Annotated in this window: 11 protein-coding genes; all 11 read right to left on the bottom strand. The window is 64.5% G+C overall.

The annotated features are described in order from the left end of the window. Positions 1-20: 20 nt before the first annotated feature. Positions 21-1,097 carry a branched-chain amino acid ABC transporter permease gene (locus tag PD284_RS25210; RefSeq protein WP_274631093.1) on the bottom strand — a complete coding sequence of 359 codons (1,077 nt, stop codon included), beginning with the start codon at positions 1,095-1,097 and terminating at the stop codon, positions 21-23. A gap of 56 nt (positions 1,098-1,153) precedes the next feature. Further along, a complete protein-coding gene (locus PD284_RS25205) occupies positions 1,154-2,047 on the bottom strand; it encodes a branched-chain amino acid ABC transporter permease (protein WP_411956295.1) in 894 nt (297 codons plus the stop codon). A 52-nt stretch (positions 2,048-2,099) separates the two neighbouring features. Beyond that, positions 2,100-2,954: an ABC transporter ATP-binding protein gene (locus tag PD284_RS25200; RefSeq protein ID WP_274631091.1), complete on the bottom strand. Its 855-nt coding sequence runs from the start codon at positions 2,952-2,954 to the stop codon at positions 2,100-2,102. Then, the gene (locus PD284_RS25195; RefSeq protein WP_274631090.1) at positions 2,951-4,897 is read right to left on the bottom strand and encodes an AMP-binding protein; all 1,947 of its coding nucleotides are present in this window, start codon (positions 4,895-4,897) and stop codon (positions 2,951-2,953) included. Before PD284_RS25195 ends, PD284_RS25200 begins: the two co-directional genes overlap by 4 nt. Positions 4,898-4,979: 82 nt before the next feature. Next, on the bottom strand, positions 4,980-6,224 hold the full coding sequence (meaB, locus tag PD284_RS25190) for a methylmalonyl Co-A mutase-associated GTPase MeaB (protein ID WP_274631089.1): 1,245 nt from the start codon (positions 6,222-6,224) through the stop codon (positions 4,980-4,982). After that, positions 6,224-7,912, bottom strand: a complete 1,689-nt coding sequence (locus tag PD284_RS25185) for an acyl-CoA mutase large subunit family protein (RefSeq protein WP_274631088.1) — start codon at positions 7,910-7,912, stop codon at positions 6,224-6,226. The genes meaB and PD284_RS25185 overlap by 1 nt, the downstream gene beginning before the upstream one ends. 1 nt (position 7,913) lies before the next feature. Next, entirely contained in the window at positions 7,914-8,345 is a 432-nt protein-coding gene (locus tag PD284_RS25180) for a cobalamin B12-binding domain-containing protein (protein ID WP_274631087.1), read from the bottom strand. After that, positions 8,342-8,980: a TetR/AcrR family transcriptional regulator gene (locus tag PD284_RS25175; protein ID WP_274631086.1), complete on the bottom strand. Its 639-nt coding sequence runs from the start codon at positions 8,978-8,980 to the stop codon at positions 8,342-8,344. Before PD284_RS25175 ends, PD284_RS25180 begins: the two co-directional genes overlap by 4 nt. 434 nt (positions 8,981-9,414) lie before the next feature. Continuing rightward, the gene (locus PD284_RS25170) at positions 9,415-9,852 is read right to left on the bottom strand and encodes a TetR/AcrR family transcriptional regulator (RefSeq protein ID WP_274631085.1); all 438 of its coding nucleotides are present in this window, start codon (positions 9,850-9,852) and stop codon (positions 9,415-9,417) included. Beyond that, positions 9,849-12,995: an efflux RND transporter permease subunit gene (locus PD284_RS25165; RefSeq protein ID WP_274631084.1), complete on the bottom strand. Its 3,147-nt coding sequence runs from the start codon at positions 12,993-12,995 to the stop codon at positions 9,849-9,851. The genes PD284_RS25170 and PD284_RS25165 overlap by 4 nt, the downstream gene beginning before the upstream one ends. Positions 12,996-13,006: 11 nt before the next feature. Next, the gene (locus tag PD284_RS25160; protein ID WP_274631083.1) at positions 13,007-14,224 is read right to left on the bottom strand and encodes an efflux RND transporter periplasmic adaptor subunit; all 1,218 of its coding nucleotides are present in this window, start codon (positions 14,222-14,224) and stop codon (positions 13,007-13,009) included. Positions 14,225-14,301 lie beyond the last annotated feature (77 nt).

The raw sequence follows: 14,301 nt of genomic DNA, 5'->3' as shown, positions 1-14,301 counted from the left end.
TTCGGGCCGGACGGCCCGGATCAGTGTGGAAACGGCCATAGGCGCAGCTTCTGCTTGCCTGTGCTCCAAAGCCTGGCGAGGCCATGCGGCTCCACGATCAGGAACCACACGATGAGCGCGCCGAAGATCATGAACTCGGCATGCGAGACGGCAGCCGTCGAGACCGCGATGCCGGCAAGGCTGCCCAGTGCGGGAAGCGCCTGGCTCAAGGCGATCGGCAACACCACGATGAAGGCGGCGCCGAAGAAGCTGCCCATGATCGAGCCCATGCCGCCGATGATGACGATGAAGAGCAGCTGGAAAGAGCGGTCCAGGCCGAAGGCCGCCGGTTCCCATGCGCCCAGATGCACGAAACCCCACAGCGCCCCGGCCACGCCGATGATGAAGGAACTGACGGCGAATGCGCTGAGCTTGGCGTAGGTGATGCGAATGCCGATGACGGCGGCGGCGACATCCATGTCGCGCACGGCCATCCACTCGCGCCCGATCGCGCTGCGCACGAGGTTCTTGGCCAGGACGGCGAACACGATGAGAAAGCCGAGGCAGAAGAGATACTTCTCCACGGCGGTGTCGATGCGCCAGCCGAACATCTGCAGCTCCGACACCATCACCGAGCCGGACGTCGAATAGTTGGTGAACCATGGAATCCGCAGGAACGCCCAGTCGGACAGGAACTGCGCGGCAAGCGTCGCCACGGCTAGGTAGAGGCCTTTGACCCGCAGGCTGGGAATGCCGAAGAACATGCCGACGACCGTGGCGAAGAAGCCGCCCGAGAGCAGCGCCAGCAGCAACGGCATGCCGTCGACCCGCACCAGCGTGTTGTAGGCTGCGTAGGCGCCGACGGCCATGAAGGCGCCCGATCCCATGGAGATCTGCCCGCAATAGCCCACCAGTATGTTCACGCCGAGCGCCGCCAGGGACAGGATCAGGAACGGGATGAGAATGGCGCTGAAGGTGTATTCATCGGCCAGCAGCGGCACGCCGACGATGGCGAAGGCGACCAGACCGACGATCGCCCACCGGTCCTGCGCAATCGGGAAAATCTGCTGGTCGGCCTCATAGGAGGTCTTGAGCTGACCGTTTTCTCTGTAGAACATTCGATTTCCCTGTCCTTGTGGCGGGCACGGGCTCGCCGCGGATGCAGCAGTAGAGTTCAGACGCGGTCGATGATCTTTTCGCCGAAGAGCCCCTGCGGACGAAACAGCAGGAAGACCAAGGCCAGCACATAGGCGAACCAGATCTCGATGCCGCCGCCGATCATCGGGCCGAGGTAGAGTTCGGAGAGCTTTTCTCCTACCCCGATGATCAGTCCGCCGACGATGGCGCCGGGGATGGAGGTCAGCCCGCCGAGGATGATCACCGGCAGCGCCCGCAGCGCGACCGTCGACAGCGAGAACTGCACGCCGAGCTTGGAGCCCCAGATCACGCCGGCGACGAGTGCGACCACGCCGGCTACGCACCAGACGATGACCCAGATGCGATTGAGCGGAATGCCGATCGACTGTGCCGCCTGGTGGTCGTCGGCCACCGCGCGCAGCGCCCGGCCGGTCGACGTCTTCATGAAGAACAGGGTGAGCAGGCCCACCAGGGCCGAAGCGATGACGGTAGCGATCAGGTCTTCCTTGTTGAGCAGTATGCCGCCCGGAAAGACGGATTCCAGCACGAAGATCGGGTCCTTGGGCATGCCGACATCGATCGAATAGATGCCGCTGCCGAAAGCGGTCTGCCCCAGCCCATCGAGGAAATAGGCAATGCCGAGCGTCGCCATCAGCAGCGTGGCGTCGCTCTGGTTGACCAGATGGCGAAGGACGAGCCGCTCCACCAGCCACGCCACCACGCACATGATGGCGCCGGCAATGGCGAAGGCGACGATGTTGGCCAGAAGCAGGCTTTCAAAGCCCAGCCATTGGGGCAGCCACTCGGCAACGCGCGCCATCGCAAGCGCCGCAAACAGCACCATGGCGCCTTGCGCGAAGTTGAAGACTCCCGAGGTCTTGAGGATCAGCACGAAGCCGAGCGCGACCAGGGAATAGAGCACGCCCGACATCAGGCCGGCAAACAGCGCTTCGAGAAAAAAACCCACGTCTACTCCCTCACCGTCAGTGACTGTTTCCCAGGTAGGCGGCGATCACATCTTCATTGTTGCGGATTTCATCGGGGGTTCCGTCACCGATCTTCTTGCCGTAGTCGAGCACGACCACCCGGTCGGAGATGTCCATCACCACCCCCATGTCGTGTTCGATCAGCACCACGGTGGTTCCGAACTCGTCATTGACGTCGAGGATGAAGCGGCACATGTCCTGCTTCTCTTCGACATTCATGCCGGCCATCGGCTCGTCCAGGAGCAGCATCCTGGGCTCCATGGCCAGGGCGCGGCCGAGATCGACCCGCTTCTGCAGGCCGTAGGGCAACTGACCGACCGGCGTGTTGCGATGCTGCTGGATTTCAAGGAAGTCGATGATGTGTTCGACAAAGGCGCGGTGGCGAACCTCTTCGCGCCCTGCCGGCCCCAGGCGCAGCGCCTGGAGAAGCAGGTTGCTCTTCATGAACAGGTTGCGGCCGGTCATGATGTTCTCGATCACGCTCATTCCCTTGAACAGAGCGAGATTCTGGAAGGTCCGCGCGATGCCCATCTCGGCGACTGCACGGCTGTTCATGTGCTTGAAGGTCTGGCCGCGAAAGGTGATCGTCCCTTCCTGCGGGGCGTAGACGCCATTGATGCAATTGAGCATCGAGCTCTTGCCGGCGCCGTTCGGCCCGATGATGGCGCGCACCTCGTGCTCGCGCACGTCAAAGGAGATGTCGGTCAGGGCCTTCACCCCGCCGAACCGCAGGCTGATGTTCCTGACGTCCAGGATGACGTCGCCAATTCTCTTGCCGAGGCCGGTCTCCCGCGGCGCCAGGAAGGCGCCGGCGGGCTGGTCGGCTCGGTTGACCGGGCTGATGTAGCTCATGCGGCCACCTTTGCCGGGGCATAGGTGGCGACATCGTCGATCCTGATGTTGGCGCTGATGTTGCCGGTGCGGCCGTCTTCAAACTTGATCTGCATCGAAATGTACTGCTCCGACTTTCCCGCATAGAGCGCGTCCACCAGCTCGTGGTAGCGCTCCCCGATGAAGCCGCGCCGGACCTTGTTGGTGCGCGTGAGTTCGCCGTCGTCGGCATCCAGTTCCTTGGTCAGCACCAGAAACCGGCTGATCTGGTTGCCGGCGAGCAACTCGTCCCGGCTCAGATCCCGGTTGACCTTTTCGATGCACTCGCGGGCGAGGTCATAGACCTCCCGCTTCTGGGCGAGGTCGGAGTAGCCGGTGTAGGGAATGTTGCGGCGCTCGGCCCAGTTGCCGACAGCCTCCAGGTCGATGTTAAGCATCACGCAGACCCGGTCGCGCTGGTCGCCGAAGGCCACGGCCTCCTTGATGTAGGAGAAGAACTTGAGTTTGTTCTCGACATACTTGGGCGCGAACATCGTGCCGTCATGCGGCCCGCCCTTCAGGCGGCCGACATCCTTGACGCGGTCGATGATCTTGAGGTGGCCGGCGCCGTCGAGGAGGCCGGCGTCGCTGGTGTGATACCAACCATCGGCGGTCAGCACGTCGGCCGTCGCCTCCGGGTTCTTGTAGTACTCCTTGAACATGCCCGGCGACTTGACCAGGACCTCGCCATTGTCGGCCAGCCTGATCGACACGCCTTCGCAAGGCACGCCGACCGTATCCAGCTTCACCTCGTGATCCGGCTGCAGGCAGACGAACACCGCCGTCTCGGTCGAGCCGTAGATCTGCTTGAGGTTGATGCCGATCGAGCGATAGAAGCTGAACAGATCCGGCCCTATGGCCTCACCGGCCGTATAGGCGACGCGCATGCGCGACATGCCGAGCATGTTGCGCAGCGGGCCGTACACCAGCACGTTGCCGATGCCGTAGAGCAGGCGGTCGGCGAGGCCGATGGCAGCGCCGTCGAGCTTCTTTGGGCCGACGCGGCGCGCAACATCCATGAAGTAGCTGAAGAGGCCGCGCTTGATCCGGCCCGCGTCCTCCATGCGGATCATGACGCTGGTCAGCATGCCTTCGAACACGCGCGGCGGCGCGAAGTAATAGGTGGTGCCGACTTCCTTGAAGTCGATGCCGATCGTGGACGCGTCTTCCGGGCAATTGACGATGTATCCGGCGACAAGCCATTGCGCATAGGAGAAGATGTTCTGGCCGATCCACGCCGGAGGCAGATAGGCGAGAACCTCGTCGTTTTCGTTCAGCTTGTCGAATTTCGTCACCACCGCGGCGCGGTCGATCAGGGCGTGATAGGTGTGGACCACGCCTTTCGGCACGCCGGTGGTGCCGGAGGTGAAGAACATGGCGGCGACGTCGGACGGCTGGCCCTTCTCGACTTCGGCGTTGAAAAACTCGGGATGGGCCCGGGCGCGGGAAAGCCCGGCCTCCATCAGGCTGGCCAGCGAGGCGAGCCCGGGGCTCGAATAATTGCGCAAGCCACGCGGCTCGTCATAGTAGAGGTGGCGCAGTTGCGGGCAGCGGTCGGAGATCTCGAAGATCTTGTCGACCTGCTCCTGGTCCTCGACAATGGCGAAACGCACGTCGGCGTTGTTGATGGGGAAGACCCACTCGTCCGCCACCGCGTCCTGATAGAGGGGCACGGGAACGCCGCCGAGCGCCTGGACCGCCAGCATGGCGGCGTAGAGCCGGGGCCGGTTGTCGCCGATCACCACGACATGCTCGCCACGGGTGAGGCCCGCCTCATGCAGCCCATGGGCGAGCTGTTCCACCATGCGAGCCATCTCGGCCCATGTGGTCGTCTGCCAGATGCCGTAGGCCTTCTCGCGCATGGCCGGCGCGGCTGGACGCCGGGCTGCATGCTCGAGCAAGAGGCGCGGGAACGTGGACTGCATTGTATCCCCTATATCAAGACGGATAAATATTCCGTCCTTCGTTGATTATTTTTGTTTCAGTCCAATTCGCAGTATCTTCCAGCTACTGCTTAATAGACACAGTCCCTGTAAAGGCAGATACCGGCGTCTCTTTATTTTCACTATCTTGTCGCACTACTTCGGCGCGATAGACGCCGATGCGCTTGCTTCTGCTGTATTCGTGCGCCCGAGCAATCAACTTTTCGCCGGGGCGAACACCGACCTGAAAAGTCGCGTGCGCATTGATCCCGGACGCCAGCACGCCGTGGGAGTTCGAGGCCAGACCGAAGGCCGCGTCCGCCAGTGCGAAGATCGCGCCGCCGTGACAGCCGCCATTGAAATTGAGGTGGCGCGCATCGACGGTCATGGTCACTTCCGCCCGGCCCGGTCCGCCAGCTATGACCGATATGCCGAGGGTCGAGCACAAGCCGTCACGCTCCGCCAACGCCGCCAGGCGCGCGCGCCAGGCCTCGGCGTCATTCGGGTCCGCCGGAACAGCGAGACTGGCGCCGAGAGCCGGGGTCTTCAGCCGCTGCCCATGGCCGCTGATCCTGGCGTGCTCTTCCACCGCCTCGATCAACTCGGCGATGCCTTTCTTCTGCGGCGCGCTGACCAGCATGACCCTGGTTTTCCAGGCCTGTTCAGGAGCGGTGCGCCGCAGCGTCAGCATTTCGCGCATCTCTCGCGCCGTCTCCTCGGCGAACGGCAGATCGCCTTTGCTGATCGCCAGGACGTCGGCGATTTCCAGGATGCCCGCCTTGATCGCCTGGATGCCGTCGCCGAGACCCGGGGGGCACAGGACGACACGCGTATCGGCCATTGCCGTGATCGCCGTCTCGGATTGTCCGGCGCCAACCGTTTCCACGATCACCCGGTCGAAGCCGGCGGCATCCAGGCAGTCGACCGCCGCCCGGGTGGCGCGCGACAAGCCGCCCAGTTCGCCACGCGCCGAGAACGAGCGGATGAACGCATCCGGATGCGCGCCATGCTCGCCCATGCGGATCCGGTCTCCCAGAACCGCCCCGCCGGTGATCGGGCTGGACGGGTCTATCGCCAGGACGGCGACCTTGTGCCCGCGCTCCAGCCACGCCCCCAGCAAGGCGTTGACCAATGTCGACTTGCCCGCGCCAGGCACGCCGGTAATACCGACCACCAGGGCGCGCCCGGCATGGGCAGCCAGCTTGCTGGCTGCCTCTGCGCTGCCGGGGCCGGCATCATCGAACACCGTCAGCATGCGTGCGATGGCGCGACGATCGCCATCGAGCACAGCTGCGACCAGGCCTGCTCCGCTCAAATCCAGGACCTCCATCAGACGATCGTCAGCGGCTGGCCGAAGCCGAGATCGCGGCGCAGGCGCTCGCAGATCTCGCCATGGGTCAGGTTGGCCCGCGCGCCATCGACGATGGCCCCGAACAGGTTGCCGGACGGGTCTTCTGCCGTACGGGTCAGGTGATCGAGCGCCTTGTCCACCTCGACGGCGGAACGCTCGCGCTTCCATGCCGTAAAGCCATCCATATGCGCCTGCATGGCAGCGGGATCGGGGCGCTCGACGATGGTGTGGGCGCTGGCGTCTTCATCCACCTTGTAGGCGTTGACGCCGACCACGATCTGCTCGCCGGAATCGACCCGGTTCTGGAAGCGCTGCGCGGAGGCGCCCAGCATGCGCTGCACCAGCCCGCTCTCGACGGCCTTGTACATGCCGCCGGCGTCGTCGACGATTTTCATGATGGACAGGATCTTCTCTTCCATCTGGTCGGTGAGCGCCTCGACATAGAAGGATCCGCCGAGCGGATCGATCACGTCGGTCAGGTGCGATTCCTCACGCAGGATATTCTGCGTCGCCACCGCGATGCGGGCGCCGAACTCGCTCGGGCAGGCGAGCGCCTCGTCATAGGCATCTGTATGCAGCGACTGCAGGCCGCCGAAGATGCCCGCCATCGCCTGTACGGTGACACGCGAGATGTTGTTGAGGGGCTGCTGCCGCGTCAGGTCGACGCCGGAGGTCTGCCCGTGGAACTTGAACCGGCGCGAGCGGGGATCCTTGGCGCCCAACCGATCCTTGGTGATGCGCGACCAGATGCGTCGCCCCGCGCGGAACTTGGCGATCTCCTCGAAGAAATTGAGCGATATGTCGAAGAAGAAGGTGAAGCGCGGCAGGAAATCATCCGGCTGCATACCCCGAGCAATGCAATCCTCGGCGTTCTGGATAGCGGTCGACAGGGTGAAGGCCATCGCTTCGGCTGGCGTGGCGCCGGCCTGCTGCATGTGCTGGCCGACCACCGACATCGGGTTCCAGCGCGGCACGAACTGCTTGCAATAGGCGATGTGGTCGAGCAGGACGCGGCGCGCGCCCGGCAGCGACAGCCGGTAGAACATGTGGTTTGCGACGAAGTGGGAAATGTAGTCGCTCTGGTTCGAGGTGCCGGTGATGGTCCGCCAGTCGGTGCCGCGCCGCTCCGCCGCGATCAGCAGGAACGCCAGCAAGGTGAACGGCGAAGGATCGTTCATCGCACAGGAGATCTTGCCGACATCGACACCCTCGAGGCTGCGCTCCATGTGGTCGACATTGTTGGCGACGACGCCGCACGTCCCCAGCAGTTCGGCATCGACCGTATCCATGTCGTAGCCGCGGAAAACCGAGTTGCAGGGAATGAGCGAGACAGCGGTTGCGCCATCGTCCATCAGCGAGCGCAGGCGCGCATTGTAGTCGGCCGGCGTGCCAAGGCCGATCAGCTGGCGCTGAGTCCAGGTCCGGCCGCGGTGCATGGTGGCGTAGATGCCGCGCGTATAGTCGGCCTGGCCGGGATAGCTGAGCGGATTGTGGTCGCCGTAGCGCTGCCAGTCCTGCGGGCCGTAGAGCGGCTTGATGGGAATGCCCGAGACGTTCTCGACCGGGCGCTCTTCGCCCATGGACTCCCGGTACTCCTGTTCCCAGGCAAGCTGCGGCGTCAGTTCGACAGCATCCTGCTCGATCGAGGGGGATAGGGATTTGTTCATGTCAAACTCCTGTCTCGGCGGCAGCCAGCCGCGCCTCGGTCGCATAGGTGGAAATCTGCGTGGTGATGTCGTCGAGCGTCGTGCCGGGGTGGAATATCTGGCGCACGCCGCTTTCGATGAGCTGCGCCTGCTCGTTGTCGGGCACGATCCCGCCAACCACCACGCGCACCCGGTTCAGGCCGGCCTCATGCAGCGCCGCCATGAGCTTGGGCACGATCAGATGATCGGTCGCCAGGGAGGAGATGCCGATGACGTCGACGTCCTCCTCCAGCGCCAGCTTGACCACGGCCGGGATGCTTTGCCACGGCGGCGTGTACACGACCTCCATGCCGGCATCCCGACAGGCGGCTGCGACGATGCGGCTGCCGCGATCATGGCCGTCCAGCCCGATCTTTGTCACCAGCACCCTAGGGCGAAAATCCTTTGCGGTCATAAGCCACCCATTTTGTTTGCAGACTCGAGTTTGAGCAGACCCACAAACCGGCGCGCGATTTCCTCGGGCTTCAGTTCACCGCCCTCGCGGTACCAGGTCTGGCTCCAGTTCAGGGCGCCCATCAGAAGCAAGCGCAGGTCGCGGCGATTGACCGACGCATCGAGCGGAAGCTCCGCGACGAGCTCGCCAAACCGCGCCTCGTAGGCATTTCGCAGCGCCGACAGCTCCTCTTCGGCAGCCGGCGCGTCGCTGGGTCGTATGCGGATGACGACGCTGGAATAATCCGTGCGATCGAGCACCGCGGACAGATGCGCCACGCAGGCCGCCTCGAGACGACTCCAAGGATCGTCGGCAGCCGCGATGGCGGCGTCCACATTGGCCGAAATGCGCTGAACACCGACGCGGTAGACGGCCGCCAGCAGCTCTTCCTTGGTCTGGAAATGGTAATAGAGCGAGCCCGGCAGCATGCCGATGGGGCGCACGATATCGCGGACAGATGCGCCCGCATATCCGTTCTTGGCAAACACCTGGGCGGCCTGATCGAGCAGCTGCGGCAAGCGATTGTGCGAGCGGCGCGTGACCTTGTCCTTGCCGCGGGCAAGCGAAGCCGCATCTTCACCAGCAGGCTTTTTCATGCCGACTCCACCCGCCATGCCGCCACCTCGGCGGAGCAGTTCTGCGTGGATTTCCGGGCCGCCATATGGGTCATATAAAAACGAACGATTGTTTGGCTAACGGCATAAAGCATAGAAGACGCGCTTTGGCAAGAAGCCCGTTGGCTGGCGTCAGCAGCATTGAGACAAAAATCGAGGCGCGCCGATCTGGGGCTCATTGCAACCCTTCGAGGCGGACCGGGACGACCCCGACATCGCCCCGTTCTCGGGGCCGCTAAGGCTGGCGCAAGATGGCCGCGCTTCTGCGCAGCGAGCCGGCGTGGACGGTCAACGACAGGCGGCGCGGCGCATCTTCACGGTCAGGTTTGATCCTACCCGCCCGTGGCGGGTGATCGTTCAGGCGGCGGTCACGCCGGCCCTCGCCTGCCGTGAACGACAGGCCGGTCAGCCTGCGCTCAAAGTTCGCGCAGGCTGAGCCGGCTGGCAAAGCGGCTCGCCAAGGCAAGCTGCGTCGTCCGCTGCCCTGCGCCTGCCAGGTCGGACCGGCGAAGTTGGAACGTTGCACTGATCGTCTCGAGCAGAAGAATGTCCTCCGCCGCCGCAACAAGTGCGGCGACGGCGAGGGGATCGACCTCGATGCCAAACGCGTGCCGGTCGGGAGCGCTGTCGGCATAGTGCTCCAGCATCGCCCGGATCAGGTCCTTCTTGGTCGCGAAGTGGTGTAGCAGCCCGCCCTTGCTGACGCCGGCCTGCCGGGCAACGGCATCCAGCGTGACCTTGCCGAAGCCATTTTCCAGCGCAACGCAGATGGCCGCGTCGAATAGGCGCTCCTTCATGTCGGTGCGGCGGGCGGACGAGGTCCGTCCGACACCCGGCAGGCCGGGATCCATCATTCCGCCGGCGCCTGCACCGCCCCGGACGTTTCCGCACCGGCGGGCGTCTCGGTCTTTCCACGCCTGAACATCTTCATGATGAAGACGAAGAAGACCGGCACGAAGAATACCGCGAGCACGGTTGCCGAGATCATCCCGCCCAGCACGCCGGTGCCGATTGCGTTCTGGCTGGCGGCGCTCGCGCCGGTGGCGATCGCCAGCGGCACGACACCCAGGCTGAAGGCAAGCGACGTCATGATGATCGGACGGAAGCGGAGCTTGGCTGCCTCGACGGTGGCATCGAGCAGGGACATCCCCTCCTTGCGCAGGTCCTTGGCGAACTCGATGATCAGGATCGCGTTCTTGGCCGACAAGCCGATGATGGCGATGAGCCCTACCTTGAAATAGACGTCGTTCGACATGCCCATGAGCATCACGGCGAGCACCGAGCCCAGCACGCCCAGCGGCACGACGAGGATTACCGACACCGGGATCGACCAGCTCTCGTAGAGCGCCGCGAGCAGCAGGAAGACGAACAGGATGCTGAGCACGATCAAGGCCGGCGCTTGCGAGCCGGACTGGATTTCCTGGAGCGACTGGCCCGTCCACTCGTAGCCGAAACCGGGCGGCAGTTCATTCGCCAGGCGCTCCATCTCCTCGATCGCGGCTCCCGACGAGTGGCCGGGCGCCGACTGGCCGCTGATGCGCACGGCCGGATAGCCGTTGTAGCCGACGACCTGCGCGGCGCCCTTCTGCCACTCGACGCTGGCGAAGGAGGACAACGGGACCATGCCGCCATGGGCGTTGCGCACATTGAGGTTCAAGAGATCCTCTGTCTGCATGCGACGGTCAGCATCGGACTGCACGGTCACGCGCTGCATCCTTCCCGCGTTCGGGAAGTCGTTGACGTAGGCTGAGCCCAGATTGGCCGAGATGGTCGAATTGATGTCGGCGAAGGTGACGCCGAAGGTGTCCGCCTTCTCGCGGTCGATCAGGAGATTCACCTGGGCGGCGTCGGGCATGCCTTCGACGCGCAGGCCGGCGACGACCGAGCTCTTTGCCGCAGCCGCCATGAGCTCGTCACGCGCGGCGGCAAGGGCTGCCTGTCCACGGCCCGACCGGTCCTGGAGACGGAAACTAAAACCGTTGGACGTGCCCAGGCCCTGGATCGGCGGCGGCGAGAGCGCGAACGAAATCGCATCCTTCATCTGGAACAGGGCGCGGTTGGCCCGGCCGGCGATGGCTGCGGCAGAGTTCTCGTCGTCGCGTTCGCTCCAATCGTCGAGCGTGACGAAGGCCAGGCCGGCGTTCTGGCCCGCGCCCGAGAAGCTGAACCCGTTGATGACGATCATGCGGTCGACCGCTTCCTCGCCCATGAAGATCGTCTCGACATTCTCGGCGATGGCGCGCGTGCGGTTGCTGCTCGATTCCGGCGGTCCCTGGATGTCGACGATCAGGAAGCCCTGGTCTTCGTTGGGCAGGAAGGAGGTGGGGAGCTGCATGAAGGACCAACCCAGACCGACCAGCAGCGCAAGGTAGATGACCATGAAACGGCCCGTCCGCCTGACGATCCAGCCGACACTCGACGTATAGTTCTGCGTCGCCCGGTCGAAGCCGCGATTGAACCAGCCGAAGAATCCCTTCTTCTTGTGGTGTCCCTTGCCGATCGGCTTCAGGAAGCTGGCGCAGAGCGCTGGCGTCAGCGACAGTGCAAGGAATCCGGAGAACATGATCGACACGACCATGGTCAGGCTGAACTGCCGGTAGATGACGCCGACGGCCCCGGGGAAGAACGCCATCGGCACGAAGACTGCGGTCAGAACCAGCGTGATGCCGACGATCGCGCCGGAGATCTGCGTCATCGCCTTGCGCGTCGCCTCCCTCGGCGACAGGCCTTCTTCGGCCATGATGCGCTCGACGTTCTCGACCACGACGATGGCGTCGTCGACCAGGATGCCGATCGCCAGCACCATCGCAAACATCGTCAGGACGTTGATCGAGAAGCCGGTGGCCAGCATGACGGCGCAGGTGCCGAGCAGCGCCACCGGGACGACCAGCGTCGGGATGACGGTGTAACGGAAGTTCTGCAGGAACAGGAACATCACCGCGAAAACGAGCACCATGGCTTCAAGAAGCGTATGGATGACCTTTTCGATCGACACCTTCACGAATGGCGAGGTGTCGTAAGGGATGGCGTATTCCAGTCCTTCGGGGAAGAAGCGCGACAGCTCTTCCATCTGCGCCCGGACAGCTTCGGATGTCGCCAGCGCGTTGCCGGTGGGCGACAGCTGCACGGCAATCGCCGCGCTCGGCTTGCCGTTCAGCCTGGTGGAAAAGTTGTAGTTTTCCGCGCCGACCTCGATGCGCGCCACGTCCGACAATCGAACCGACGAGCCGTCCGGATTGGCGCGCAGCACGATCGATCCGAATTCCTCGGCGGAGGTAAGCTGCCCCTTCACCAGTACGGTGGCGGAGATCTGCTGGGTGATCGGGTTGGGATCCGCCCCGATGCGGCCGGCTGCAACCTGCGCGTTCTGCGACCGGATCGCGTTGGTGATGTCGTCCGACGTGAGATTGAGGCCAACCATCTTGTCGGGATCGACCCAGATCCGCATGGCGCGAGGCGTTGCGAACAGCTGTGCGCGGCCGACACCGTCGATGCGCCGGATTTCGCTGAGCACGTTGCGGTTCAGGTAGTCGCCGAGGCCGACGACATCGAGCGAGCCGTCCGTCGAGGTAAGCGCCACCATCATCAGGAAGCCGGTGCCGGCTTCCTCGACCCGGATGCCGACCTGCTTGACGACCTGCGGCAAGCGTGGCTCGACGCGGCGGACCGCGTTCTGCACGTCGATCGAAGCCTGGCCGCTGTCGGTTCCCGGGGCAAAGGTCGCCGTGATGCTGGCCATGCCGGAGGAATCGGACGTCGACTCGAAATAGAGCAGCCCGGCGACGCCGTTCAGCTCTTCCTCGATAGGTCGGGTGACGCTCTGATAGATGTCTTCAGGGGACGCGCCGGCATAGGTCGCGTTGATGGAAACCTGCGGCGGCGCGACGTTGGGATATTGCGCAATCGGCAGGAACGGAATGGCGATGACGCCGGCGAGCATGATGAAGATCGCCACGACCCACGCGAAAATGGGCCGGTCGATGAAGAACTGGGGCATCTAGGTTATCCTTATCCGGCCGTGGGCTTGCTGCCGGGCGCGACCGAGCCGGCGCCGCCAGCCGCCGTCGGGCCAGCCTCGGCCTTCCACGACTGGGCGGAGACCGCACCACCCGGCCTGACCTTCTGGAAGCCTTCGACGATGACCTTGTCGCCTTGCTCGAGGCCTTTCTCCACGATCCAGCGATCGCCGACCACGCGTCCGAGCTGGACCGTGCGGAGTTCGGCCGCATCGCTGTCGGTCACCACATAGACCTGCGATCGCCCGCCTGCATCGCGCTGGATCGCCTGCTGCGGCACCGCGATGGCGTTCTGCTGGACGCCCTGCTCGATGAGCACGCGAACGTACATCCCGGGCAGCAGGTCACCCTCGGGATTGGGGAACTCGCCGCGAAGCGTCACCTGGCCGGTGGTGGCGTCGACGGCCGCCTCGAGGAACAGCAACTTGCCGGGGTGCGCATACTCGCTGCCGTCGTCCAGACGCAGCGTCACCCGGGCGGCCTCGGCCTCGGCGTTCGACAGTGCGCCGTTGTCGAACGCGCGCCGAAGCCGCAGAATCTCGTTCGCCGACTGGGTGAAGTCGGCATACACCGGATCGATCTGCTGGATGGTGGCGAGGCTTTCGGGACCATTGGCGCTGACCAGGGCGCCCTCGGTGACCATGGCGCGGCCGATGCGGCCGGTGATGGGGGCCTTGATCTCGGCATAGTCCAGATTGAGCTGCGCCGTCGCGAGGCCGGCCGTCGCAATCGCCACGTCGGCATCCGCCTGCGCGAGCGCTGCGACCGCGTTGTCATGTTGCTGGCCGCTGGAAACGTTGCGCTGGCGCAGTTCGCTCTGGCGGTCGGCCTGCTGCCGCGCCTGGAGCTGGACGGCCTTTGCCCGCTGGAGCGTCGCCTCAGCGCTCGCCACCTGCGCCTGGAACAGCGCCGGATCGATGCGATAGAGAACGTCGCCTTCCTTCACCACGCTGCCCTGCTCGAACACGCGCTCCAGCACGATGCCAGATACGCGCGAGCGCACCTCGGCGATGCGGGTGGGGGCAATTCGGCCCGGCAGCTCGTTCAGGATGGGAAGGGTTTCGGGGACCACCTCGATCACGCTCACCGCCGGTGGCGGCGGCGCGGCTGCAGGCGTCTCTGATGCGCTCTCGGCGTCGGTGCAACCGGAAACGAGGACAAGAAGGCCGATCGCTGCCGCCAGCTTCAGCGGCAATGAAGAAATGGACATGGGAGATTCCAGGAGAGTTGACGATTTGCCGGGACGGCACTTGCTCTGTTGCGCTGAGAAGATGGAGCCGGCGACGG

Source organism: Mesorhizobium shangrilense (assembly GCF_028826155.1).
Lineage (GTDB): Bacteria > Pseudomonadota > Alphaproteobacteria > Rhizobiales > Rhizobiaceae > Arvimicrobium > Arvimicrobium flavum.
Note: the sequence above shows the minus strand (reverse complement) of the source record. Positions and strands in the feature narration are given on the sequence as shown.